We start from the raw sequence: 24,230 nt of genomic DNA on the forward strand, positions 1-24,230 counted from the left end.
GGAGCATTGCGGTGTAGCCTCGGGCCGGTGAACACCGGGCCGGCATCATGCCACACACGGATTGGTGATCCGGTGGAGTTCTGATCTCCGCACAGGCGCCGACACGGCGTCGTGACACCACAGTTCGAGGACCGCCTCGCTTTCGTGAGTACCGCAGCCACTACTCCACGAACAGAAAGCGAGGTCTCTTCATGCCGGCTACGTTCAACCACACCATCATTGCGTCGAGGGATCGGAACCGATCGGCCGACTTCTTCCGCGAACTGCTCGAACTCGGGGAAGCCCCGTCCTGGGGTGTGTTCACGAACCTCGTGCTCGACGACGGCGTTCTGCTGCAGTTCGCGGAACCGCCGGTGGACATCCAGATGCAGCACTATGCCTTTCTCGTCGACGACGACCTGTTCGACCGTGCCTACGCGCGACTGACCGCGGGCCGCATCGACCACTGGGCCGATCCGCAGATGACCCGGCCGGGTGAATGCAACTCCGGGCACGGTGGGCGAGGGGTGTATTTTTTCGACCCGTCCGGGCACGCCATCGAGCTGATAACCCGTCCGTATCTGTAACGTCGGGGGAGGATGTCGAGTCGGCGATCTGTCCGAAACGGAGAGTGTGATGACCGAAGCGAATGTGGCGGGTGGGCTCCCGATCAGGATCGTCGATATCGGGGATCTTCCGGCAGACATGCTCGACGAGTTCTACGACGATGTTCTCACGCCGTCGTTTCCGGACGAGGAACTGCTCTCACCCGATGCGCTCGCTGCCGCCCTTGCCGACCCTGCGGGGACGATGTGCGCCTCCGTAGCTGTCAGCGACGACGGATTTGTCGTGGGGGGCGCTGTCGGACAGTGGTTTCCGGAATGCAGAGTGCTCTTGACGGTGTATCTCGCAACGCACCCGGGGCGCCGCGGCGGTGGGATAGGCCGGGCGGTGCTCCGGGCCGTGAGGCAAGAGTGGCTACGGCGATACGATCCGCTGCTCATCCTCGGAGAAGCGGAAGATCCGCGCCATCACCGCGACAGAGGGTTCGGGGATCCGGGCCGGAGGCTCGCGTTCTACGTGAACGAGGGGGCACGCGTGCTCGACGTGCCCTACTTCCAGCCGCGGTTGCGGCCGGAGGACGTGCGGGTGCCGCATCTCCTGCTTTTGGCGTTCGCCATCGACGATCGGTCCCGGCGCGGCGACGGTCTCGATGCCGCGCCGGTCCGGTGCTTCCTGGAGAAGAACCTGCTGGCGAACGAGGGCACGATCGGTGACGATCCCGAGACGTCGGCGCTGAGAAACGCGGTGGAAGGTCCGGTCGTGCAGTGGGCGGACCCGCTCGCCGCACACCACGGGAGTTGAGGCTCGGCAGTCCGTTCAGGCGGGGAGGTCGAGCAGGAACTTGTCGAGGACGGCACGTGCGTCGTCGGTGATCGGGCGCGGGCCGCCACCGAGTGCGGTGCTCACATCGATCGAATCGGCCAGGGCGACGCACCGGCCCTGCTGGAACAGCGCCGAGCCCACCGTGAGCGAGGACGTGCCGACGCGCAGTATCCCTGTCGCGATGACGACCTCGTGGGGATAGAAGACCTCGGAAAGATAGTCGATCTCCACCCGCGCGAGTACTGCACGCTCGAACAGTGGGCTTCCGTGTGCCGGCGCGATCGCTTCCATGATCATGACCCGGGCTTGTTCGAAGTAGCGCGCGATCGAAATGTTGTTGATGTGCCCGAGCGAGTCGGTGTCGCTGAACAGCGTCGTGATCGTTCGCTGGATGGGATAGAGATCGAGCGAGGTGCGGCGCGGGTCGTGGCGCATCGGGGAACCGCCTTCGGGTGTCGAGTCTGTGGCGCTACACAACCTAGCGGCCCGCGGCGACGGGGTGTCAGGCGAGTCGGCGCCGTTCGGCCAGACGAGTGCGCACCTTCGCGAACGCCTCACCCATCACGGCCACCTCCTGCGGATCGAGTACGTCGAACATCGCAGCCCGCACTGTGGCGACGTGCTCCGGACTCGCGTCCGTGAGGGTCGACGAACCCTTGTCCGTCAACTCGGCCCAGGCGCCGCGTTTGTCGGACTCGCATTCCACTCGGCTGACCCACCCGGCTTTCTCCATCCGTGCGATCGCCCGCGTGATTCCGCTGCGGGTGGTCGTGCTCGCCTCCGCGAGATCGCTCATGCGCATGCGCCTGTCGGGTGCTTCGGACAGGAGCACCAGGATTTCGAAGTCGGCGGAGGAGATTCCGGCGTCGCGGAGAAGTTGCTTGTCGAGTTCTTTGAACAGCATGCGAGTGACGTCCAGGTAGGACCGCCACAATGCTTGTTCCTCGTCGTCCAGCCACGTCGTCGCCATATGTGCACTATATCCGAAGTAGTTGACTGTGCAACGAACCGTGTGCGACTCTGGTTGAGCAATCAACTACATCGGTCCGGCGTACGATCGCCGGTGGACGGAGGAGGCCGCGATGACCGACGACCGCACCGGCTCGGCCGACCGGTTCGAGCAGCAGCGCGAGCGGATCCGCGCCCGATATCTGGCGCCCCCGGCTACCCGCCCGGCGTCCTCGGCGCGGGGACTTCACCACACGGCGCTCGTGAGCAGCGATGTGGAACGCACCGTCGAGTTCTATCAGGGGTTGCTCGAGTTTCCGCTCACCGAGGTGATCGAGAACCGCGACTACGCCGGATCCTCGCATTTCTTCTTCGACATCGGAAACCGGAATCTCCTGGCGTTCTTCGACTTTCCCGGCCTCGACCTCGGGCCGTATCGCGAGGTCCTCGGGGGGCTGCACCACGTCGCGATCAGTGTGGAACCCGTGCGATGGAATCGCCTGCGAGACAAGCTGGTCGACGCGGGTGTGGACCTGCTCGAACACAACGAGGTGTCGCTCTACTTCCGGGACCCCGACGGAGCACGACTCGAACTGATCGCCGATCCACTCGGCGAGATGTACGGATCCGACGTGCTCTGACCCGATCCGCTCCCGCGATCCCTACGTCCGTCCCTCGATCGGAGGCACCGAATCCATGAGCAACACAGAGGCAGATCCCACCGAGATCCGGTGTTGCACCGAGGATCGTGCGGTCGGCGCCGCGCGGCACCCACGCGTGGAGATCATCAGCGCGCGCGACGTGCCTCTCGGTGGTCCACGAGCCATGCCCGTGCGCCGCACTCTGCCGCAGCGGCAGCGCTCACTCATCGGCGCATGGTGCTTCGTCGACCACTACGGTCCCGACGATGTGGCCGCGACCGGCGGCATGGATGTCGCACCCCATCCGCACACCGGCTTGCAGACCGTGTCGTGGCTGTTCACCGGGGAAATAGAGCACCGTGACAGTCACGGTGTGCACGCACTCGTCCGTCCCGGGGAGGTCAATCTCATGACCGGCGGGCACGGCATCTGCCACTCGGAAGTATCGACGGCCGGCACGACCACGCTGCACGGCGTGCAACTGTGGGTGGCGCTGCCGGACGGTGCCCGGGATGCTGCCCGCGACTTCCAGCACTACGTCCCGCCGGCCATCGATCTCGGCGGCGGGAGGGCGCGGGTGTTTCTCGGGACCCTGGCCGGGTCGTCCTCGCCCGTCACCACGTTCACGCCGCTGCTCGGTGCCGAGATCGTCGTCGAACCAGGCGCGAGCGTCACGGTCGAGATCGATCCCGCGTTCGAACACGGACTGCTGGTCGACACCGGAGCTGTCGAGTTGTTCGACACGCGGTTGTCCCGCGGTGTGCTCGGCTATGTCGGAACCGGCGTGTCCTCGCTGTGGGTGGTGAACCCCGGCGACAGCCCCGCGCGCCTGGTGCTGCTGGGCGGAACCCCGTTCGGCGAAGAGATCGTGATGTGGTGGAATTTCGTCGGTCGAGACCACGACGAGATCGCCGCCTTCCGCGAAGAATGGGAACGGGAATCCGACCGCTTCGGCCGGGTGGACGGCTACGCGGGCGAGGTGGCGCGCCTGCCTGCTCCGCAGTTGCCCCACGCTCGTATCCGACCGCGTCGCAACCCGCCGACCGCAGACGCGCACTACCGACCCCGGGAAGAGAACCGATGAGTACCGCAGCCCACGACATCCGGCTCGACGTTCGGCGCGCGGACGAGCGCGACAAGACCACGATCGGGTGGCTCGATTCGCGTCATTCGTTTTCGTTCGGGCACCACTACGATCCCGCCAACACCCACCACGGGGTGCTGATGGTCAACAACGACGACATCGTCTCGGCCGGACAGGGATTCGACACGCATCCGCACCAGGACATGGAGATCGTCACCTGGGTCCTGGAAGGGTCGCTGGTCCACCAGGACTCGGCCGGGCACTCCGGTGTGCTCTACCCGGGCTTGGCTCAGCGGATGAGTGCGGGGACAGGAATCCTCCACTCCGAGAAGAACGATGCGTGGCGTTTCGACGGGGCGAGCGGCATTCACGCCGACCGGCACGACAATCCGGTGCACTTCGTCCAGATGTGGGTGCTGCCCGACGAAGCGGGCATCACTCCCGGTTACGAACAACTCGAGATCGACCACGAACTGCTGTCCGGGGGTCTCGTACCGGTGGCGTCCGGCATGACGAAGTACGCCGACCATTCCGCGATCCGCATCAAGAACAAGTACGCGGCGATGCACGTGTCCCGGGTCCGGCCCGGGCAGCCGATCGGACTGCCGGACGCACCGTACCTGCATGTCTTCGTCGCCCGCGGTGAAGCGGCGCTCGAAGGTGTCGGTCCGCTGGCAGCCGGCGACGCCGTGCGCATCAGCGGTGGGGGAGGGCAGCACGTGACCACCCGGTCCGGTGCCGAAATCATCGTGTGGGAAATGCACGCGGCCCTCGGCAGCCCCGCAGCATGACCGGGGTGGCGGCTTTCCCGAGTCGCCACGAGACGGGCACACCGCCACAGCAGAGGACGTCGATCGTCCGAGACGGGGCCGTAGGATCGTGTGGTGAACGAACCGTCAACCGACCCTGTCGCCGCTGCCGTCGCGATACTCGACGAACGATGGCCGCTCACCGTCGACGAAATGGCCGCGGCGCTGTCGGATCGTGGTTTCGGCGACGTCTGCACGCTCGAAACAGCCCTCGAACTGGGCGACGCGTTCGACGACCCGCGAATCATGCACTTGAGCGACGGCCGGTTCGTCTTGCCGCGCAACCTGCTCGAGGGACGCATCTGGACGCACCGCCTCACGGCCGGGGAGATCTCGGCAGACGCGATAGAACTGTTCGACGTGATGATCCCGGTCTGCCTGCCGAGCGCGGACCCGGCGATGCGTGTCGTGATGCCGGGCGAGGAATCGTTCGAAGCACGGGGGTTGCCGGGCGTGGCCTGGGCCCGTCTCGGGGTGTTGCTCTTCCCGGAAGGCTTTCTCTCCGACACCACTCTCGGTGACCTGATCGCGGTGACCTGCGTCGGTGGGGAACTCGTCGTCGACCTGTATCCCGACCAGAATGCCGGTCGCGGGAGTCTGGGCGGGTGGCTGGCCGATCGCGCCGCCCGGTTGTCGGACCCTGAGGACGCGCTGTACCCCGACACCGATCTGTTCGTCGCCCTCGCCGACGACAAGGATCTGGCCCGGGACGCGTGCCTGCCCCTGAGCGAGCAACTCGAGGGGGCCGGACTCGTGCGGGACGGATTCCGGCTGGTGCGGTCCGGCACCGTCACTTCGGCACCGACAGGCGGATACCTGGTCGAAGTAGCCACCGACTCCTTCTCCCGTGCCTTCGATCTCGACACCCGGTCCGCACGGGGCGCCATGGCATTCCTCGCCCTTGCGGGATCGCTTGCCGTCGGCAGCGACAGCACCACCACCCTCGACTCGCATTTCGCGGAGCCCGACGACTTCGCGGGTCTCGCCGACGCGCGTGTTGCCCGGGTGTGCGTGGACGAAGCGCTCGGGCGGCTCGGGTTCGATCCGGTGGTGGTGGCCGCGGCCGCCGAACAGGTGCTGCGGCGAGGACCGCGCCGGACGCGTGCGAGTGCCCTCTGGATCGCCGGCCGGGCCGCCCAGGTGGGCGGTGACGTGGACGAGGCCGAACACCGCTACCAGCTCGCCCTGGCAGAGAGCCCGGACTGGGAACCTGCGCTCGAAGACCTCGCCACGATCGCTGCGATGCGAGGTGATGCGGCACGCGGTCTTCGCCTGCTCGAACGGGCCACCGGGGGCACATCCCACGGCATGTATCCGTTCCTTCGTCGTTTCGAGCCGGTCGAACATCCGGAGCTGGGGCGCAACGACAGGTGCTGGTGCGGATCGGGACGCAAGTACAAGGTGTGCCATCTGGGACGATCCGACGCATCACTGAGCGACCGTGCGGTGTGGCTGTATGCGAAGGCGAGCGTGGTCCTCGACGAACCGCGGTGGACCGGAGTGCGTGCGGAACTCGACGTCGCAGCGGGGACACACGTGGGCGAGTCCTCGGTGGATCGGCTCGTCGCCGATGTCGCGCTGTTCGATGCGGGGGCGTTCGACGAGTTCGTCGACAACTGGTCGGCGCTGCTCCCGGTCGACGAAGGTGAGCTCGCACTGCGATGGAGGGGAGCGTCCCTCGACGGGTTCGTGGTCGAGGCGACCGATCCGGGAGAAGGACTCACCGTCCGGAACGTGCGGACCGGCACCGTGTCCGACGTCCGGGACCGCACGGTCTCCGCCGTCCTCGACGGTGCCACGGTCGCGCTCCGGCTCCTGCCGGTGGACTCGGAACTACACAACTACGGCGGCGTGCACGTCGTGCCCGAGCAGCGTCGCGAGTTCGTACTCGATATTCTCGAGCGTCCCGAACCGGCTCCTTCCGACCTCATCCGGGCCTTGACGTCCGAGTGACAGGACGTCCGAGCGACAGGACGTCCGAGTGACAGGGTCTTCGAGCTACCGAGAGTCGGCGGCAGCTACGTTGCGGAGGCGAACAGATCGCTGACGGCGTCGAGTGCGCTCGCGCACCGGACGTCGTCGGCATGGAGTTTCTGCATGAGTGTTGCCTCGGTCGGCGAGCACACGCCGTCGAGCACGTTCTCGGACACGACGGCACAAGCGATGTGGCCCGGCGTATAGGTCCGGGTCGTCTGCCAGCCTTGTTGAACCGCGATTGCACGCACCGCCGCCCATTGGGATATCTCCGAAGCATCGGGATAACCCACGAACAACAGGCGTCGCTGGGATGTCTGCATGTGTCGAGCCCCTGTCTTGTGCTGTACCTCAGAGTGGTGCGGCCTGGACTGTGATCGAAAAGTGACGTTACGCACACACCGTGTCCACGTGAAAACTATGACAGACACGCAGCCCTACTCGCCGGTACGGCGTGTCGCGCTCGATCGGTGGGGAAAGGCCAGGTGGCGGGGTATGCGAAAAACCGCGGGGCCACCGCGCCGGATGTACCGGCGGGGTGGCCCCTGGTTGTGTTCGGGCTCGAGCGCGTGTGCTCGTCAGGCGGGCGCCGCCGCCGTCGGGAGCAACCTGGCGAGGACGTCGGCGAGGGTGATCAAGCCGACCACCCGACCGTCTTCTGTGACCGTCGCCAAATGATTGCGAGTTTCCCGCATGGTGCGCAACGCCTCGTATACAGGCACCGACATGTCGAGGGTCAACGCCGGCCGCATCAGATCCGCAGCGGTGACGTCGGCGTCCGCACGCAGGCTGTCCCGTACGTGCACGACTCCGTCGACATGGCCGTTGCCGCGCACCAGCAGTCTCAGGTGACCCGTGCGACGGGCCGTTTCCTGGATCTCCGGCGCAGTGGCCTCCGGCCGCACGCTGCTCGGCGGATGGGGAGTAACGATGTCGGCGAGGGTCAGTGCCTCGAGTTCGAGCGCGCTGGTCAGGTGCCCGTGGTACCTCTCGTCGAGCGTGCCGACAGTCGCGGAATGCTCCACGAGATGCCGCAGCGCATCCGGATCCTGGCCGGTGCTGACCTGGTCGACCGCATCGACACCGACCTTGCGGAGGCACCAGTTCGCCAGGTGGTTCAGCTGGACGATGATCGGCCGGGTCAGCCACATGAAGCCGCGCATCGGAATCGCGAGCATCGTCGCCGACTTCTCGGGATGCGCGATGGCCCAGGACTTCGGCGCCATTTCTCCGACGACGAGGTGCAAGAACGTCACGACGATCAGCGCGAGGATGAACCCGGCGACATCGGCCAGCCACAACGGCGCTCCCCACGCCCCGAACAGGGGAGTGAGCCAGTGGTGCACGGCGGGCTTGGTCGTCGCACCGAGCGCGAGCGTGCACACCGTGATGCCCAGCTGAGATCCCGCGAGCAACACCGACAGTTCCGACGCGCTGCGCAGGGCCGCGCGTGCGGACCGGCTGTCAGGTGCCGCGTCTTCGAGCCGATGGCGGCGCGCGGCGATCAGAGCGAACTCCACGGCAACGAAAAACGCGCTCGCCGCGATCAATCCGACCGTGACGACCACGACAACCCAGGGATTACTCATCGCGTGCCGCCTCCTTGTCCTCGACGGTCACGGTTCTCGACGGTCACGCGGAGCGAGGCCGGCACATGCTTGTCGATGTCGCGGACCTCCGCGACGAGCATTCGACGTGGTGGCCGTTCCTCGTGGACGAGGTCCGCGGGATCAGGATCGAGTGGGATCTCGACGGTGTCTCCGATTTCGGGCAGGCCACCGAATTCGGTGATGACCAAGCCGGCGAGTGTCTCGTAATCACCTTCGGGCAGTTCGTGTTCGAGGGTGCGGCTCACCTCGTCGAGGTGGGCGTCGCCCCGAATCAGCCAACCGTCACCGTCTCGCACGATGACCTCGGCCGATGCCGCCGGGTCGTGCTCGTCGGCGATCTCACCGACGAGTTCCTCGGCAATGTCCTCGATCGTGACCACACCGGCGAAACCGCCGTATTCGTCGATCACCAGCGCCATCTCATCGTTTGCCGCGGTCAGTTCGGTCAGCACGTCCGGCAACGGCAATGTCGCGGGGACGATGACCGGTGGACGGCACACCGATGCGGCTGTACCTGCCTGGACACCGGCGTCGAGAAGATCGTGCAGATGTACGACGCCGCGCAGGTCATCGGACGAGGTACCGACCACGGGGTACCGCGTGTGCCCGGTGCTCATCTTCGCGAGGATGTCGCTCACCGGTTCGTCGAGGTCCACGACGTCCACATGTGCGCGCGGGATCATGGAGTGTTCTGCAGTGCGGGTGGGGAAGTCGAGGATGCGGTCGAGAAGCGTCGAGAGTTCCTTCGGGAGTTCGCCCGCGTTGCGGGACTCGGCGACGATGTGCTCGAGGTCGCGGGGTGTCGCGGAATGCTCTACGTCGTGGACGGGTTCGATTCGCAGTGCTCGCAGAAGCAGGTTGGACGAAGCGTCGAACAGCCGGATCAGCCAGCCGAACAGCCTCAGGTAGATCGTCGTCGACAGTGCCAGCCACAGTGCGACCGGTTCCGGCCGTGCGATGGCGAGGTTCTTCGGGACGAGTTCGCCGAAGACCATCTGGATGACTGTCGAGAAAAGGACGGCAAGTACTGTGCCGAACACCACACCGACTGCGGTGGGGATTCCTAGTCCGCCGAATGCTTCTCCGAGCCCGCTACCGATGAGGGGCTCTGCGACGTAACCGACGAGAAGGCCGGTGACGGTGATTCCGAGCTGTGCGCCGGAGAGCATGAAGGAGGTGCGTCGTGTGACGGACAGGGCGCGTGCGGCGGAGGTGTCGCCGCTTTCTGCGCGGGCTTTCAAACGCGACCGGTCTACGGCCATGTAGGCGAATTCCTGGGCTACGAAGTAGCCGGTCACGGCGGTAATGGCCAGAACGACGGCGATTCCGAACGCGATTCCGAGGGCGGTCAACACGGGAGGATCCGGGGCTCGGTGACAGGGGGGTCGTCACTGTTGGGCGGGATGGGTCTTCGAGGTTTGCGCTTGGCGCGACTCATGGCTCTCTCTGGTAACTCGCGGACAAAGGGTCTTCACAGGATAAGACGGATATGCCTGCCGCAAAGTTCCCCGTGCGCCGGAAGTGCGATCGTCGGCACACAGGTGCAGTCGTCGTCTCCCCGTGGGGCACGCATCGTCGTGCAGCCTGGGGCACGCATTGTCGCGAAGCGTGGGGCGACCGCACCTGCGGACGTGTGATTTACGTGACGATGTCAGGGGCGCGACGAGAACAACCCTTCGTACTCGGGCGCGGCGGGAGGCGGGCTCTGGGGCACCGATTCGGGCACTGTCTCGTCGTTCGGGTTGCTCGGCTGCAGGAAGAGCGGACCGGTGAACTCGCTGTCGTGGCTCATGCCGTCCTTCTTTCGGACTCGGGCTTTCGGGAACGGGGTTTTCGGAACAGGGTTCTTCGGAACTCGGGGCGACGGAAGCGTTCTCGGCGGTGAGGGTCGCCGGGGCGGGTAGAACGTGCGGGGTCCTGTGACGATCGGGCCCGCTGACGATCACGTGCGCTGGACGATCAGGCGCGATGACGATCGAGTCCGCTCGGATGTGCTTGTGGAGCACGGGTGTTCATCGGGCTGCGTGGTGCGGGCTACGACCGTGCGCTGCATCACACCCTATATGTCGATGTCGGCTACGGCGACGCGACACGGCGTCCGGACGCGCCGCGCCTAGAATCTTCCGGTGCACACCGTGTCCGACACTCTCCGCTCGCCTCGACGACTCACGACCGAGGTTCTTGCCGGTTTGGTGACGTCGCTGGCGTTGATCCCCGAAGTCGTTTCCTTTGCGGTGATCGCCGGAGTCGACCCGAAGGTCGCGCTCTACACGTCCTGCATCATGGCGATGACCATCGCGTTCGTCGGCGGTCGGCCGGCGATGGTGTCCGCCGCGGCCGGTGCGACTGCATTGGTGATCGCACCCCTCGTCGCCTCGCACGGACTCGACTATCTGATCGCGGCCGTCTGGCTCGCCGGTGCGCTGCAGATCGTGCTCGCCGTCGCCGGAGTCGCGAAACTCATGCGATTCATCCCACGATCGGTGATGATCGGCTTCGTCAATGCCCTGGCGATCCTCATCTTCGCGGCGCAACTGCGACATCTGTTCGGGGTGCCGTGGCTCGTGTATCCGCTGGTCGCGGCGGGGATCGTCATGATCGTGGTCATCCCGAAACTCACGACCGCAGTGCCGGCCGCGCTCATCGCGATCGTCGCACTCACCGGTGTGGTCGTCCTCTTCGGTATCGACGTGCCCGACGTCGCCGATCAGGGCGAGCTGCCCGGGGGCTTTCCCACGTGGATGATTCCCGACGTCCCCTTCACCATGGACACCCTCGCGATCATCGCCCCGTATGCGGTGGGCCTGGCGCTGGTCGGACTCATGGAATCACTGATGACGGCGAAGCTCGTCGACGAGATCACCGACAGTCGTTCCGACAAGACCCGCGAAGCGTGGGGCCAGGGTGTTGCGAACTGGGCGGGTGCGCTCTTCGGTGGCATGGGCGGCTGCGCGATGATCGGCCAGACCATGATCAACGTCAAGGAGGGACGCGCGCGGACCCGGATCTCGACGTTCCTGGCCGGCTTGTTCCTGCTCCTGTTGTGTGTGACGGTCGGCGACGTGGTCGGGGCCATCCCGATGGCTGCGCTCGTGGCGGTGATGCTCGTGATCGCGGTGACCACCCTCGACTGGCACAGCATCGCACCGCGGACGTTGCGCTTGATGCCCCGGAGCGAAACCGTGGTGATGCTGGTGACGGTCGGCGCGACACTGGTCACCGACAATCTCGCGATCGGAGTGGTTTCGGGTGTGCTCACGGCGATGGTCGCGTTCGCTCGGCGCGTCGCGCACATGACCCGGGTGGAGACGGTCGACGAGGGGGAAGGCAGTCGCACCTACCGGGTGTCCGGCGAGCTGTTCTGGGCGTCGAGCAACGACCTGGTGTACCGCTTCGACTATGCGGGCGATCCCGAGCACGTGGTCATCGATCTCACCGATGCGGAGGTATGGGACGCCTCGACCGTGGCGACGTTCGATTCCGTACAGCACAAGTACGCGGAGAAGGGGAAGCGAGTGGAGATCGTCGGACTCGACGGCGTGAGCATGGAGCGCCTCGAGCGCCTGTCGGGAAATCTCGACTGACCCGATCGTTGTCGGAGTACGCGGGGCACGTCACCGACTCCGAAAACCGGACAATCCCCGCAATAACCTTCGCCCCGAGTCGATCTCGCCCCCCAGGCTGCGGAAGCGACGGAATGCGGTAACAATGGGATGCCAGTGGCAGACGTCACTGATACGACCGATGTACACCGCCTGATAGGAGAAGCACCGTGATCGATTTGGCCTTCCTGGCAGATTTCTTCAGCGCCGCCGCGAACCTCTTCGAGGCCCTGAACTTCTTCTCCGGTTCGGCTGAGGCTGCCGGTCTGTAGCGGGCTCGTAGAGCGCAGCGAGGGCCCGTGGGTTCGACCCACGGGCCCTCGCCGTTCCGTCGTCGGTGGGAACCGGTCGTCCGGGTCATCCCCCGAGATGTGCGACCGTCGCCTCCAGGGTGCTCGCCACCAGTTCGAGGTCGGTCTCGGTGTGCTCTCGGTCCTGCGGCAACTGCTGCCGCAGTTCCTCTCCCGTGACGACGACGAATGCTCGACGGCGCTCGTCGGTGTCGGCGGCGTCCACGACGTGGAACCGGCCCTCCTCGAGAACCAGCACGGGGTCCGGAGACGACGAGCTGAGCAGGTCGCGCAGATCATCGGCCGTCAGATGGGTTGACACATCGTCCTCCTGATTCGATGGGCGGGTACTCGTCGCTGCGTACCCGGCAACGCACGCCCTGAATCGGCGACCCGGCGCCGGAACGCCCACGCTGGATCGGTGGGAAACCTGACGTGAGTCGACCCGATCGGCTGCGATACAACTGATTGATGACAGAGACGCGATCGTCGGACTGTGCTGAAGCACAACGCAGGGTTCCTCGGCGGTGGAAGCAGATCGATCCCTCGCGTCGGGGTGTTGTGCTGGCTTGGGTCGCTTTCACTCTGACGTTCGGTGGCGCCCGACTCGTGACGTGGCTGATTCAGGTCGACACCAGCAACCTCGGTGACGTGAGCGCAGGCGGAGTGCACCTGCACCACTATCTGTGGGGGATCGTCCTGCTGGCAGGTGTTGCGATCTTCGGCCTGGTCGACCGGACTCCGAAAGCGCGAGCGTGGATGGGTCTCGCGTTGGGGGTGGCGCTCGCTCTCATCGTCGACGAGGCGGCACTGCTGATCACTCTCGAAGACGTGTACTGGCAATCCGAAGGATGGCCGTCGGTCGCGCTGGCGATCAGTGTGATCGGCATCGTCGGAACGGGACTGGTGCTGACCCGGAGCAGATCCGGAAACAATGGCGGGTCCGGGAATAGTGACGGATAACAACCATCCGACCCAATGGCGGAAACGCGGCCGCATCGCCGCCGCGCCGGTCTACAGTTTCCGAAACTGCCGGCGGACGAGCGGGCAGCGACAGTAACGGAGATCCGATGACTTCCGTATCGCGATACGTCGCCCGAGGTGTTCTCGCAGTGGGATGTGCTGTAGCCGTCGCCCTGGGCGCGGCGGGGACCGCTGCCGCCGACGAATGGCCGCCGATGCCCGATTATCCCACGCCGTTCGTGCCGTTCGAGACGAAGAACTTCCTCACCCCGACCGACCCGGGCTACTGGAATCCGCTCGACGCACGGGAGCGGCTCACGTCGCCTTTCGGGACCTCCACGCGAATCGTGTGCACCGCATTCCACGGCGTGACGTACGACTGCTGGCAGGCCGACGAGCACGGAAACCCGCACAAGCTCGTGAAATTGCCCGCGAACATACCCAGCGTGACCGGCAGTTCCATGCCGGGCGGAGGAAACAGCCATTACGTCTATCCGGGGTTCATCCCCGGCATCTGACGCACGCCTGCACCAGGCGGATGCGTTCGCCTGCGGTCGCGTACGGCATTCGATTACGGTCGAAGGACCGCGACGAAGGGCAGCCGCACGATGACCTCGAGCAACGAGTCTCCGCGAGTGGTGGTGGGAGTCGACGGGTCCGAATCGTCGATCAATGCTCTCCGATGGGCAGCGCGACTCGCGTCCGGCCTCGGCGCGGGCATCGACGCCGTAACTGCGTGGGAGCTTCCGAACACCTACGGATTCGTGGCGTATCCCGAGGACTACCGCCCCGACGTGGACGCGGCGAGCGTGCTCGGGACGGCTCTGACCGATGCGTTCGGAGAGAACCGTCCACCGGGTCTACGCGAGCGCGTCGCCAAAGGGAATCCGGCTCAGGTCCTGACCGAGGCGAGCCACGACGCAACCATGGTCGTGGTGGGCAGCAGGGGACACGGGGGATTCGCCGGACTGCTACTCGGTTCGGTCAGTTCGTATGTCGCCGAACATGCGGCGTGTCCCGTACTGGTGATTCGGCGAGGCGCCCGCGGCCTGGAAGAGCCCGTCGATCCGGCGACCGCCGATCGATGAACTCGAAATAACCTCGTCCGGAGACCTCGGCTCCTCGCCACACCGCCCTGTATGCGAACCCGGTGACGAATCCGCTGCCGAGACCGAACGTGAACTCGGTATCCATGGTCGCGTGCAGATCCAGCCACGCGTGTCCGTCGGCGTCCACGACGACGAATCGGGTCTCGGCCGGTACCTGCATCGGGACTCCGTACGGCGTCGGTTCGGGTGAGTCACGCAGTCGCACCACCTCGAACGAGACGTTCTCGAAACGGGTGCCGTACCTGTCGCGGGACCGGTGCAGCGCGGTGGTCATGAACGGGACTCCGCCGAGGGAGTACCGGCTCAGCAGGATCTGGTTGTCGGCATCGAGATTGACGATCTGGTACACGAAGTAGTCGAGCGGTGCCTTGAGTGCCGCGGGTAGTGGACGGTCGCGCAAGAGATACGGGCTGGGGCAGGCCCCGTATTCGAAGGAACACAACCCGTTCACCTCCGCGGTGGTCCCGCGATGGGTGATCGTCCCGTCGTACTCGGTCAGTAGCCCGAAGTGCTTGTAGACCGGGTTGCGGAAGAACCACGACACCTTGTCGGTATTGGTGAGGCGCAAAGCGATATCGACGCCGCCGAGTCGACCGGCAAGCCGGTACTCCGGGTAGCTGCCGGTCAGCGTCAGGTCGTCACCGAACCGGACGAGTGAGCCGTCCGGTTCGGCAACGAAGGTGTCGCCGAATGCATAGTTGCCGAAGTGCGCGGGATGGGACGCCGCGGTCCCGGCCACCAGCGCCGCGTTGCGGCGAGGACTCCCGGCGATCGCGTCGTCGTTGTCGAATGCGACGGATCCCGTCGCGCCCACCAGGGACATCATCGAGAAGAACCGGTGCGGCTCCGGAAGATCCGGAATCATGACTCCGAAATGTGTCCATCCGTACCGGCGGGACCGCAGACGCGGCAGGAGGATTTCCGGTTCCGAGAAGGGTTGTCCGTCCGATGATTCGGCCGAATCGGCGATGCGGAGTGCAGAGCGCAGAATGCTCCGGATACCGGTGGACGCGATGCGATGCATGGCCGGGATACTGCCACGTGGATGAACGGGCAGCGTCAGGACACTGCGGCTCGCAGCAACCGCAACTGGCCGATTTCTGCGACGTTCTTCATCAACTCGGCGTCCACCCACGCGATCATGTGGGCGACGGTCTTGTCGGGGTCGTCCGGCCACGGGAACGGCGCGGGGGCGTCGAGATCGGCGTCACCGAGGGTGTCCAACAGGGCCGTCCACTCGTCGCGCAGGCCACGCAGCCAAGCGATCGCCGACGCACCGTCGCCCGGCCACCGGATCTCGGTGCGCTCGCGGGGAGTCCGGCCACGGGCATGGTCGATCGTCACCGACCACCACCAGCCCAGGTGCCAGGTGAGCCAGCCGATCGTCGGTACCGGCGCGGGGTCGGGCTCGGATTCGTCGAAGTCCGATACCCATTCGCCGTCGTCGCCGCGGCGCACCGACCAGCACAGCGGCGCGGGTTCCCACAGGAAGTCGCCGGGTTGCAACTGTCCGAGGTGCAGTTCGAACAGCGACCAGGTGAGGTCGAACTGCCAGCGCAGCACATCGAGTCGGGGCGAGGACATCGGCTCATCGTAGGGTGGCCGCGGTCCGTGGCGCAGCACCCGACCCGCGAAAGAGAGGCCGGCGACCGAAGCGGCGAAGTCCATCCCGGGGATTTTCCCAGGGCGCGGACCGCCGGTTCGGTCGCCGGGCACACGATTGCCGGTCTCGCTCAGGCACGTCCGTGCGCGCCGATCACAGACCGGATCCGGAAAGTCCTGTGATGGGGGATCACCAGGGAAGGGTGTCGGGTGTGCTCGTGGCGGGGGCGTCGAGAAGCTTGTCGAGCCACAGCACCGCTTCGACGAGCATCTCGAGACGGCTCATCCAGTCCATGCCCAATCCGACGGGACCCAGTTTCACACGCGCTTCGGAAGCGCCACCGGCGAGCACGTCGGCGACGGCCTTCATGACGCTCGATTCAGGTTCTTCGAGGCTGCTGAGGTCGACCTCTGCGCCTCCCGTGGTGCGGATCGTGAGAGCGACACCCTCGTCGCCGCGTAGTCCCGGTCCGAGCTTGCTCACCAGAACGTCCGCGATGCTGCTGACGACCCACCGGTAGACGCCGTTGTAGGGAGGCGGGTGCGAATCGGTGCTCGAGATGAGCGCGCCGACGGCCTCGGTCAGTTCGTTGTAGGCCTTGCCGTCCGCGAGGGCGAGCAGATACCCGCCGACCTCCGCGTCCGTACGTGTGATGCCGAGTGATTCGTCGTTCATCTCGGTCGGGTGCCCGCGAGAGTGCGTTGCCACACATCCGGTTCCGGAACCGGTGGTACTCGCGAGAACAGTGGTCTGCGTCACAAGGACCTCGTACGCTGAGATCATGAAGCACATCAGCACCGGCCCGCACGATGTGACCGTCGATGTCGGGGACATGGTCGAACTGCACTTGAAGGAGAACACTTCCCGCGACTACTGCTGGTTCACCAACCGGGTGGGTGCGGGGCTGGTGCTGCACGACGTCCGGTGCGTGCCCTCCGAAAATCCGTTTCCCGGGGCGTCGATCGACCGGATCTTCTACCTCAAGGCACGGCGTCCCGGGCGCTGGCCGGTGTCGCTGCGCATGCGGCGGCTGGCCGACCTCGACGCCGATCGCGCACAGATGACGGTGACGGTGCGCAACGGCGTCTCCGGTCAGCGCAGCGCGTCCGGAGAATCCAAGTCGCGCGCCGAGTAGGTGTCGCACGCGTCGACCTGTCCGGTGCGGTAACCGGCGAGGAACCATTTCTGGCGCTGCTCCGACGAACCGTGGGTCCACGCTTCGGGGTTGACGCGACCCGACGCGGCGGACTGGATCCGATCGTCACCCACAGCCGACGCCGCCGACAGGGCGTCGCGGATGTCGGTGTCGCTGAGCGGCGACAGGAACGGCTGCCCGGTGTTCGGATCCGGCATCGTGTCCGCGTAGTACGCCCATACCCCTGCGTAGCAGTCGGCCTGCAATTCGGTGCGCACCGCACCGGACTCCGGCCCGCGCGGGTCTGCCTGCGCACGTCCGAGGTCACCGAGCTGGTTCTGGATGTGATGCCCGACTTCGTGTGCGACCACGTACTCCTGCGCGAGTGGTCCGGCACTGGCGCCGAAGCGGGTGACGAGGTCGTCGAAGAAACTGGTGTCGAAATATGCCGTCTCATCGGCCGGGCAGTAGAAGGGGCCGATATCGCTGGTGGCATTGCCGCAGCCTGTCGAGGTCGCGCCGGCGAAGAGCACGACCTCGGGTTGCACGTACGGCACTCCGGTCTGCTGAGCGAGATTCTCATCCCACACGAGATCGAGGCTCCCCACCGTGCCCACGATGCGGCAGTCGACCTTCGCGTTGAAGTCGGCGCCCGTCTCGCATCCTTCGACGGTGCCGCCTGCCCCGTACCCGGTGGACTCGCCGGGGTCGCCGGAGCCGAGCAGCGACCCGGGATCTCCACCGAACAGCAGCGCGAGGATCAGGATCAGGATGCCGCCGGTGCCGCCGCCGAGCGCGATCTTGCCGCCGCGTCCGCCGCCCCCGGTACGGACTCGGCCCGGGTTCATCCGTGCGCCCTCGTTGAAGGTCATCGCATCGCTCTCTCGTCGCAGTGCCCAGAAGTCGCACAAGCTTGTCACGAGGCGATTCGGCATGCGTGTGCCCGCCCTGTTCTTGTCTTTCGTAGGATTACACCCGACGAACCCGTCGCTGTCGTTTCGAAAGGACTTCCGTGCTGCGCACCCATCTCGCCGGCTCGTTGCGAGCCGAGCACGCCGAGCAGACTGTCACCCTCACCGGTTGGGTCGCTCGGCGCCGCGACCACGGCGGGGTCATCTTCATCGACCTGCGCGATGCGTCGGGGGTGGCGCAGGTGGTCTTCCGCGACCCGGGAGTGCTCGAACAGGCGCACCGTCTGCGCGCCGAATACTGCGTCAAGGTAACCGGCGTGGTCGAGATGCGGCCCGAGGGAAACCAGAACTTCGAGATTCCCACCGGCGCCATCGAGGTCAATGCCACCGAACTCGAGGTGCTGAACGAGTCCGCTCCGCTGCCGTTCCAGCTCGACGACCAGGCAGGCGAGGAAGCCCGCCTCAAGTACCGCTACCTCGACCTGCGACGGGAAGGCCCGGGCAAGGCCATCCGGCTGCGCAGCAAGGTCAACGCCGCCGCACGGGCAGTGCTGGCCCAGCACGAGTTCGTCGAGGTCGAGACCCCCACGCTGACGCGCTCCACGCCCGAGGGCGCCCGTGACTTCCTGGTACCCGCCCGCCTGCAGCCCGGGAACTTCTACGCACTGCCGCAGTCCCCGCAGCTGTTCAAGCAGCTGCTCATGGTCGGCGGCATCGAGCGGTACTACCAGATCGCCCGCTGTTACCGCGACGAAGATTTCCGTGCGGACCGGCAGCCCGAGTTCACCCAGCTCGACATCGAGATGGCGTTCGTGACGCAGGACGATGTCATCCTGCTCGCCGAAGACGTGCTCGAAGCACTGTGGCGTCTCGTCGGCTACGAGATCCGGACGCCGATCCCGCGGATGACGTACGCGGATGCGATGCGTCGTTTCGGGTCGGACAAGCCCGACCTTCGATTCGGGATCGAACTGGTCGAGTGCAAGGAATTCTTCAAGGACACCACCTTCCGGGTCTTCCAGGCCGAGTACGTCGGTGCGGTCGTCATGGAAGGTGGCGCGAGCCAGCCGCGACGCCAGCTCGACGCGTGGCAGGAATGGGCCAAGCAGCGCGGGGCCAAGGGTCTGGCGTACGTGCTGGTGGGGGAGGACGGGGAACTCACCGGTCCGGTTGCCAAGAACCTCACCGACACCGAGCGCGCCGGACTCGCGGCACACGTGGGCGCGAAGCCGGGCGATTGCATCTTCTTCGCCGCCGGCGCCACCAAGCCGATGCGTGCACTCCTCGGCGCGGCACGCGGGGAGATCGCCCGCAAGCTCGACCTGATCGATCCGAACGCGTGGGCGTTCGTGTGGATCGTCGACGCGCCGCTGTTCGAACCGGCCGCAGACGCGACGGCGAGCGGCGATGTGGCACTGGGGCATTCGGCGTGGACGGCGGTGCACCACGCCTTCACCTCGCCCAAGCCCGAATTCATGGACACGTTCGACACCGACCCCGGATCGGCGCTTGCGTACGCGTACGACATCGTGTGCAACGGCAACGAGATCGGCGGCGGTTCGATCCGTATCCACCGTCCCGACATCCAGGAACGCGTGTTCAAGGTGATGGGCATCTCGGAGGAGGAGGCGAACGAGAAGTTCGGCTTCCTTCTCGACGCGTTCAAGTACGGCGCGCCCCCGCACGGCGGCATCGCCTTCGGCTGGGATCGCATCACCGCTCTGCTCGCCGGGATGGATTCGATCCGCGAGGTCATTGCGTTCCCGAAGTCGGGTGGGGGAGTCGATCCGCTCACGGACGCTCCGGGGCCCATCACTCCGGAGCAGCGTAAGGAGTCGGGTATCGATTACAAGCCCGAACCCGAGGCGGACAAGGCTGCACCTCCCGCCAAGAGCTGATTCGGCTACCGGCTGATCCGGCTGGGTCGAGGCCGCACGTCCTGAGGGGCGTGCGGCCTCCGCTTTCTCTGGGGGGGCAGTTTTCCTCTGACCGGCGGAGTTCGAATCGGACGGAAGTCCTAGAAATACCGAATCCAACGCCGACTCGAAACCCCTCCACGAACCCGCCGCTCACAATGCGAGCGCTCTCGGCGTCGTCGTGCTCGCCGTTTGCGCCCCGGAGCAGGCGGGTACCTCGGTCGGGAGATCGCGGTGCCACCGTCGGCACCGCACCGGAGGAGGAACCTGCACATGCCCGACGCAAGCGTGATGATGTACAAGCCCCTTGCCCTGGCGGCGAGTGTCGGGGGAGGTGTGCTCGCGGGAGCGGTCTTCCAGCAGGTGTGGAAGCGAGTGGGGCAGAATCGCCCGAAGCCGGAACCACAAGACCTGTCACAGAGCACCCGCGACGTGCTCATCGCAGCCGCGTTGCAGGGCTTGATCTTCGGCATGGTGAAAGCCGGCGTGGACCGCGCAACCGCGAAGAGCTTCAGCAAGGTCACCCACAAGTCGCCGGCATAGTCACCTTCGGTCCCGGAGCAGTGACGTGCGGCACCCCGCACGCCGCCGGGTCCGCCGCGAATACACGTTGAGCAACTCCACCTGGCAGAGTTGACCCGTCGCCGGTGCGACGGTCGAGCGAGTCGTGAACGACGGTGCGCCGACGGAAAGATCGAGAGGGCGGCGCTTCATGCACGACGTGGCCGAGGCGGATCCGGTCGGGGAGTACGACACCCCGTTCAGTCCGCAGTACGACGAGCTACACACCGCTTCCGGTGAGATCCGGGAGCACTGGAGCGAACTCGCCGGGGTGCTCGAGGGCCGCTCGCCCGCGGTGCTCGAGCGCTACCGGCGACGTGTACGCACCCTGGTCGACAATCACGGCATCACCTACAACCCGGTCGACTCGGTGGGCCCGGACGGAGAACCGACCGGCCCGGTGCGCTGGGAAGTAGACGCCTTACCCCTGGTTCTCGCCGCAGACGACTGGGCGGTCCTCGAACGAGGGCTCGTGCAGAGATCGCGCGTGCTCGACGCACTGCTGGCAGACCTGTACGGCCCGCAGCGCACACTCACCACGGGCTTGCTGCCTCCGGAGTTGGTCTTCGGCCATCCCGGATACCTGCGAGCGGCTCACGGAGTCACTCTTCCGGGGCCGCATCAACTCTTCATCCACGCGGTGGATGTGGCGCGGCATCGCGACGGTAGCTTCCGTGCGATCCGCGACCACACCCAGGCGCCGTCCGGTCTCGGCTACGCGATGGCGGATCGTCGGGTCGTCGCCCATGCGATGCCGGAGATCTACACCACCGCCGGCCCGCGGCCCCTCGCACCGTTCGGTCACGCGCTCAGGCTCGCGCTGCGCGATGTCGCGCCCAGCGGTGTCGAGGACCCGTTCGTGGTGGTACTCAGTCCGGGTGCGCAATCCGAAACCGCCTTCGACCAAGCGCATCTCGCGAGCGTGCTGGGCGTGCCGCTCGTCGAGTCGGCCGACCTGACCGTGCGGGAGGGGAGGCTGTGGATGCGTTCGCTGGGGTCGTTGACCCGCGTCGACGTGGTGATGAGGCGCATCGACGCCGACTACGCCGACCCGCTCGACCTCCGGCGTGATTCGAGGCTGGGCGTGGTCGGACTCGTGGAAGTCGTTCGTCGCGGTGGAGTGTCACTGGTCAACCCGCTGGGCAGCGGAGTCCTCGAAAACCCCGCGCTCGCGGGATACCTTCGACCACTCGCCCGGGCGCTGCTCGACGAGGACCTCCTGCTCGAATCGGAGGAGACCCACTGGGGCGGAACCGCCTCCGGACTCTCGGAACTCACCTCGCGCCTTCCCGATCTGGTCTTGCGCTCCACCGTCACCGCGGAAACCGTTGTCGGCGAAACCTTGACCGCCGCGGAGCGGGAGGAATTGCTCGCCCGCGTGAAGGCGCAACCGGTCAACTGGGTGGCGCAGGAACGTGTCGAGTACTCCCACGCGCCCAGCCTCGACGGAACGGCCGTGACGGCGTCTCCCGTGAGTCTTCGGTTGTTCACCGTTGCGCAGCGCGTCGGATACACGCCGATGCCCGGCGGACTGTGTGAGGTGCTGGTACCGGGCGCCGCGCCGGAAACCGAACCGCGAGTGGCGGCGAAGGATGTCTGGGTACGGACTGTCGCGGGTGGCGCCACCACCGACGCGGCGGGCTCTACCGCTCCGGAATCGCTGCCGCGCTTCGCGGCGCCTTCCACCGAGGTGGTGGCCTCGCCGCGCGTGCTCAACGACATGTTCTGGATCGGCCGCTACGGCGAGCGCGCGGAAGACACGGCGCGGCTGCTCATTTCGATGAGGGAGCGTTACCAGGACTACCGGAACCGGCCATGGCTCGAGGGCAGCGACTGCTTGCCTGTTCTGCTCGGCACACTTGTCGCGACCTCACAGCTCAGCGAGGGTGTCGCGATGGTGGACGACCATCGCAACGTCGTGGCGGAGTTCCGCGCCCTCACCGTGGATCGTGCGCGGCCGGGCTCGCTGGCGCAGTCGTTCGGTGGGCTCGAGCGCGCCGCCCGCGCCGTGCGCGACCAGCTCTCGCACGACACCTGGACGGTCCTGGCCGACGTGCAGCGCGCCCTCGACGACCTCGCGGTCGATCCGGAAGACGACGGCGCGCAGCTCGGCGCGACCCAGTCGGCGGTGCTCAACGGCATGCTCGCCCTGTCCGGCCTCGGCGCGGAATCGATGGTGCGCGATCTGGGCTGGTACGTGATGGACATCGGCAAACGCCTCGAGCGTGGCCTGGCGCTGGTGTCACTGCTGTCCTCGACCCTGACCCGCGAGCACACCCGGCCCACCGAACGCGCGCTCATGGAGTCGGTGCTCGCCGCGGCGGAGAGTTCGGTGACGTTCCGGCGACGCAACACCACGGTGCGGGTCGCCGCCGTCGCCCAGCTGCTCCTGTTCGATCCGGGTAATCCGCGCTCGCTCGCGTACCTCCTCGACCGGCTGCGCGAGAACCTGGTGGCATTGCCGCACTCGTCGGGCTCGTCCCTGCCGGAACGGCTCGTCGACGAACTCCTCGCGACATTGCGCCGCTGCGACCCGTCCGACCTCGAGACCGTCACCGACGGTGGCCGGGCGGAGTTCGCGCGCCTGCTCGACTCCACCCACGCCGGGCTGACGGAACTCGCCGTCGTCTTGATGAAGGGACCGCTGTCGTTGCCCGGCGGAACCCGGCCCCTGTGGGGCGGCACAGAGCGGAGAGACCTGCCATGACAGTCGCCGACGGATCCAGCGAGCCCGGTGTGCGGCGGTACCGCATCACGCACCGCACCACCTACCGCTACTCGGGCGCGGTGACCTCCTCCTACGGACGCGGATACCTGCTTCCCCGCGAAACCGACCGGCAGCAGGTGCTCTCCAGTGAGGTCACCGTGAGTCCCGCGCCTGCGGACATGTCCACCGGCGCGGACCTGTGGGGCAACCGCGACCTGTTCTTCCACGTCACCGACACGCACGAGGTGCTCGAAGTGGTCGGACGCTCCGAGGTCGCGGTCTCACCTCCGCACCCGGGGCGGTTGCGGACGCCGGCGTGTCTGGCGCCGTGGGAGACGGCCCGCCCGGCCGGCCCCGCCGGTGCGCTGGCCGTCGACTTCGTACTCGACGTGCATCCGCCGGAGATCGACGACGACGTGCGTGCCTACGCGGAGAAGACGTTCACGGCCGGGCGGCCGATCGCCGAGGCGATCGTCGACCTGACACACCGGATCTTCACGGACTTCACCTACCGGTCGGGGTCGACATCCGTGTCCACCCGCGTTGCGGAAGTGCTGGCGGCCGGATCGGGCGTGTGTCAGGACTTCGCGCGCCTGGCGATCGCCTGCCTGCGCTCCCAGGGGCTCGCAGCACGCTACGTCTCCGGATATCTCGCGACCGACCCGCCGCCCGGGAAGGAACGCATGGTCGGGGTGGACGCGACGCATGCGTGGGCGTCGGTGTGGCTGCCGGACGGCACGTGGCTGGACTTCGACCCCACGAACGATCAACTCGGCGACGAGCGGTACACGACCGTGGCGTGGGGACGTGACTACGCGGATGTGTCGCCGTTGCGGGGCGTGATCTATACGGAAGCGCAGGACAGCACGATCGAGGTATCGGTCGATGTCGCGCCGATCGACGAAGAATTCTCCGCTGCGGGAGGACGTTCCGATCAGGGCGATCGAAACCCCGTGGACATCGGCAACACCTCCGCGGGCACCCGGTCGTCGATCTCGTGAG

26 protein-coding genes are annotated in these 24,230 nt (G+C 66.5%); 15 read left to right on the forward strand and 11 right to left on the reverse strand.

Annotated elements, in window-relative coordinates:
- Positions 1 to 191: 191 nt before the first annotated feature.
- Together ACLQ3J_RS02200 and ACLQ3J_RS02205 are read left to right on the forward strand one after the other, a co-directional pair.
- Entirely contained in the window at positions 192 to 566 is a 375-nt protein-coding gene (locus tag ACLQ3J_RS02200) for a VOC family protein (RefSeq protein WP_425902034.1), read from the forward strand.
- Positions 567 to 615: 49 nt separating this feature from the next.
- Positions 616 to 1,344: a GNAT family N-acetyltransferase gene (locus ACLQ3J_RS02205; protein WP_169652177.1), complete on the forward strand. Its 729-nt coding sequence runs from the start codon at positions 616 to 618 to the stop codon at positions 1,342 to 1,344.
- Between the two features lie 15 nt (positions 1,345 to 1,359).
- On the opposite strand, the gene ACLQ3J_RS02210 is transcribed toward ACLQ3J_RS02205, so the two are convergent.
- Both ACLQ3J_RS02210 and ACLQ3J_RS02215 read right to left on the reverse strand, forming a co-directional pair.
- Positions 1,360 to 1,800, reverse strand: a complete 441-nt coding sequence (locus ACLQ3J_RS02210) for an acyl-CoA thioesterase (protein WP_425902035.1) — start codon at positions 1,798 to 1,800, stop codon at positions 1,360 to 1,362.
- A 67-nt stretch (positions 1,801 to 1,867) separates the two neighbouring features.
- On the reverse strand, positions 1,868 to 2,335 hold the full coding sequence (locus ACLQ3J_RS02215; protein ID WP_169621763.1) for a MarR family winged helix-turn-helix transcriptional regulator: 468 nt from the start codon (positions 2,333 to 2,335) through the stop codon (positions 1,868 to 1,870).
- 112 nt (positions 2,336 to 2,447) lie between these two features.
- Here ACLQ3J_RS02215 and ACLQ3J_RS02220 point away from each other — a divergent pair, with 112 nt between their 5' ends.
- From ACLQ3J_RS02220 to ACLQ3J_RS02235, 4 genes are all read left to right on the forward strand, one after another.
- A complete protein-coding gene (locus tag ACLQ3J_RS02220) occupies positions 2,448 to 2,954 on the forward strand; it encodes a VOC family protein (protein WP_169621764.1) in 507 nt (168 codons plus the stop codon).
- A 55-nt stretch (positions 2,955 to 3,009) separates the two neighbouring features.
- On the forward strand, positions 3,010 to 4,038 hold the full coding sequence (locus ACLQ3J_RS02225) for a pirin family protein (RefSeq protein WP_296549488.1): 1,029 nt from the start codon (positions 3,010 to 3,012) through the stop codon (positions 4,036 to 4,038).
- The gene (locus ACLQ3J_RS02230) at positions 4,035 to 4,829 is read left to right on the forward strand and encodes a pirin family protein (protein ID WP_425902037.1); all 795 of its coding nucleotides are present in this window, start codon (positions 4,035 to 4,037) and stop codon (positions 4,827 to 4,829) included. The genes ACLQ3J_RS02225 and ACLQ3J_RS02230 overlap by 4 nt, the downstream gene beginning before the upstream one ends.
- A 93-nt stretch (positions 4,830 to 4,922) precedes the next feature.
- Positions 4,923 to 6,800 carry an SEC-C metal-binding domain-containing protein gene (locus ACLQ3J_RS02235; protein WP_425902039.1) on the forward strand — a complete coding sequence of 626 codons (1,878 nt, stop codon included), beginning with the start codon at positions 4,923 to 4,925 and terminating at the stop codon, positions 6,798 to 6,800.
- Between the two features lie 65 nt (positions 6,801 to 6,865).
- Here the strand turns inward: ACLQ3J_RS02235 and ACLQ3J_RS02240 are convergent, their stop codons facing one another.
- The 4 genes from ACLQ3J_RS02240 to ACLQ3J_RS02255 all read right to left on the reverse strand — a co-directional run bounded on the left by ACLQ3J_RS02240 (position 6,866) and on the right by ACLQ3J_RS02255 (position 10,223).
- Positions 6,866 to 7,144: a hypothetical protein gene (locus ACLQ3J_RS02240; protein ID WP_169621768.1), complete on the reverse strand. Its 279-nt coding sequence runs from the start codon at positions 7,142 to 7,144 to the stop codon at positions 6,866 to 6,868.
- Positions 7,145 to 7,399: 255 nt separating this feature from the next.
- Complete coding sequence (locus ACLQ3J_RS02245; protein WP_425902040.1) at positions 7,400 to 8,410, reverse strand: hemolysin family protein; 1,011 nt, start codon at positions 8,408 to 8,410, stop codon at positions 7,400 to 7,402.
- Positions 8,407 to 9,786 carry a hemolysin family protein gene (locus ACLQ3J_RS02250; protein WP_425902041.1) on the reverse strand — a complete coding sequence of 460 codons (1,380 nt, stop codon included), beginning with the start codon at positions 9,784 to 9,786 and terminating at the stop codon, positions 8,407 to 8,409. The genes ACLQ3J_RS02245 and ACLQ3J_RS02250 overlap by 4 nt, the downstream gene beginning before the upstream one ends.
- Positions 9,787 to 10,082: 296 nt before the next feature.
- Complete coding sequence (locus ACLQ3J_RS02255) at positions 10,083 to 10,223, reverse strand: hypothetical protein (RefSeq protein ID WP_169652170.1); 141 nt, start codon at positions 10,221 to 10,223, stop codon at positions 10,083 to 10,085.
- Positions 10,224 to 10,557: 334 nt separating this feature from the next.
- Here ACLQ3J_RS02255 and ACLQ3J_RS02260 point away from each other — a divergent pair, with 334 nt between their 5' ends.
- The gene (locus ACLQ3J_RS02260) at positions 10,558 to 12,015 is read left to right on the forward strand and encodes a SulP family inorganic anion transporter (protein WP_169652169.1); all 1,458 of its coding nucleotides are present in this window, start codon (positions 10,558 to 10,560) and stop codon (positions 12,013 to 12,015) included.
- A gap of 375 nt (positions 12,016 to 12,390) precedes the next feature.
- Here ACLQ3J_RS02260 and ACLQ3J_RS02265 read toward each other — a convergent pair whose 3' ends face one another.
- Positions 12,391 to 12,645 carry a hypothetical protein gene (locus ACLQ3J_RS02265; RefSeq protein WP_169621773.1) on the reverse strand — a complete coding sequence of 85 codons (255 nt, stop codon included), beginning with the start codon at positions 12,643 to 12,645 and terminating at the stop codon, positions 12,391 to 12,393.
- Positions 12,646 to 12,794: 149 nt separating this feature from the next.
- Here ACLQ3J_RS02265 and ACLQ3J_RS02270 point away from each other — a divergent pair, with 149 nt between their 5' ends.
- The 3 genes from ACLQ3J_RS02270 (at position 12,795) to ACLQ3J_RS02280 (ending at position 14,374) form a co-directional block, all read left to right on the forward strand.
- Entirely contained in the window at positions 12,795 to 13,286 is a 492-nt protein-coding gene (locus tag ACLQ3J_RS02270) for a hypothetical protein (protein ID WP_367113048.1), read from the forward strand.
- Between the two features lie 107 nt (positions 13,287 to 13,393).
- A complete protein-coding gene (locus tag ACLQ3J_RS02275) occupies positions 13,394 to 13,804 on the forward strand; it encodes a hypothetical protein (protein WP_169621774.1) in 411 nt (136 codons plus the stop codon).
- Between the two features lie 90 nt (positions 13,805 to 13,894).
- Positions 13,895 to 14,374, forward strand: coding sequence for a universal stress protein (locus ACLQ3J_RS02280; RefSeq protein WP_169621775.1), 480 nt, complete (start codon positions 13,895 to 13,897; stop codon positions 14,372 to 14,374).
- Here the strand turns inward: ACLQ3J_RS02280 and ACLQ3J_RS02285 are convergent.
- The 3 genes from ACLQ3J_RS02285 to ACLQ3J_RS02295 form a co-directional block, all read right to left on the reverse strand.
- Complete coding sequence (locus ACLQ3J_RS02285) at positions 14,271 to 15,419, reverse strand: DUF6670 family protein (RefSeq protein WP_425902042.1); 1,149 nt, start codon at positions 15,417 to 15,419, stop codon at positions 14,271 to 14,273. The genes ACLQ3J_RS02280 and ACLQ3J_RS02285 overlap by 104 nt on opposite strands.
- Before the next feature lie 35 nt (positions 15,420 to 15,454).
- Positions 15,455 to 15,979 carry a DinB family protein gene (locus ACLQ3J_RS02290; RefSeq protein ID WP_296550802.1) on the reverse strand — a complete coding sequence of 175 codons (525 nt, stop codon included), beginning with the start codon at positions 15,977 to 15,979 and terminating at the stop codon, positions 15,455 to 15,457.
- A gap of 208 nt (positions 15,980 to 16,187) precedes the next feature.
- A complete protein-coding gene (locus ACLQ3J_RS02295) occupies positions 16,188 to 16,673 on the reverse strand; it encodes a hypothetical protein (RefSeq protein WP_378527821.1) in 486 nt (161 codons plus the stop codon).
- 106 nt (positions 16,674 to 16,779) lie between these two features.
- Here ACLQ3J_RS02295 and ACLQ3J_RS02300 point away from each other — a divergent pair, with 106 nt between their 5' ends.
- Positions 16,780 to 17,133: a protease inhibitor I42 family protein gene (locus tag ACLQ3J_RS02300; RefSeq protein ID WP_296550800.1), complete on the forward strand. Its 354-nt coding sequence runs from the start codon at positions 16,780 to 16,782 to the stop codon at positions 17,131 to 17,133.
- Here the strand turns inward: ACLQ3J_RS02300 and ypfJ are convergent.
- Positions 17,091 to 18,005 carry a KPN_02809 family neutral zinc metallopeptidase gene (ypfJ, locus tag ACLQ3J_RS02305; RefSeq protein ID WP_240952456.1) on the reverse strand — a complete coding sequence of 305 codons (915 nt, stop codon included), beginning with the start codon at positions 18,003 to 18,005 and terminating at the stop codon, positions 17,091 to 17,093. The two genes, ACLQ3J_RS02300 and ypfJ, sit on opposite strands and share 43 nt — an antisense overlap.
- 140 nt (positions 18,006 to 18,145) lie before the next feature.
- Between ypfJ and aspS the strand changes: the two genes are divergently transcribed.
- The 4 genes from aspS (at position 18,146) to ACLQ3J_RS02325 (ending at position 24,229) form a co-directional block, all read left to right on the forward strand.
- A complete protein-coding gene (aspS, locus tag ACLQ3J_RS02310) occupies positions 18,146 to 19,942 on the forward strand; it encodes an aspartate--tRNA ligase (protein WP_169621780.1) in 1,797 nt (598 codons plus the stop codon).
- 291 nt (positions 19,943 to 20,233) lie between these two features.
- Complete coding sequence (locus tag ACLQ3J_RS02315; RefSeq protein WP_169621781.1) at positions 20,234 to 20,503, forward strand: DUF4235 domain-containing protein; 270 nt, start codon at positions 20,234 to 20,236, stop codon at positions 20,501 to 20,503.
- Between the two features lie 169 nt (positions 20,504 to 20,672).
- Positions 20,673 to 23,228 (forward strand): circularly permuted type 2 ATP-grasp protein, encoded by a 2,556-nt coding sequence (locus tag ACLQ3J_RS02320; RefSeq protein ID WP_425902044.1) that lies wholly within the window; start codon positions 20,673 to 20,675, stop codon positions 23,226 to 23,228.
- A complete protein-coding gene (locus ACLQ3J_RS02325) occupies positions 23,225 to 24,229 on the forward strand; it encodes a transglutaminase family protein (protein ID WP_169621783.1) in 1,005 nt (334 codons plus the stop codon). The genes ACLQ3J_RS02320 and ACLQ3J_RS02325 overlap by 4 nt, the downstream gene beginning before the upstream one ends.
- The last annotated feature ends 1 nt before the right edge of the window (position 24,230 follow it).

It is taken from the genome of Rhodococcus sp. DT1 (assembly GCF_049844875.1).
Classification (GTDB): Bacteria; Actinomycetota; Actinomycetes; order Mycobacteriales; family Mycobacteriaceae; genus Rhodococcus.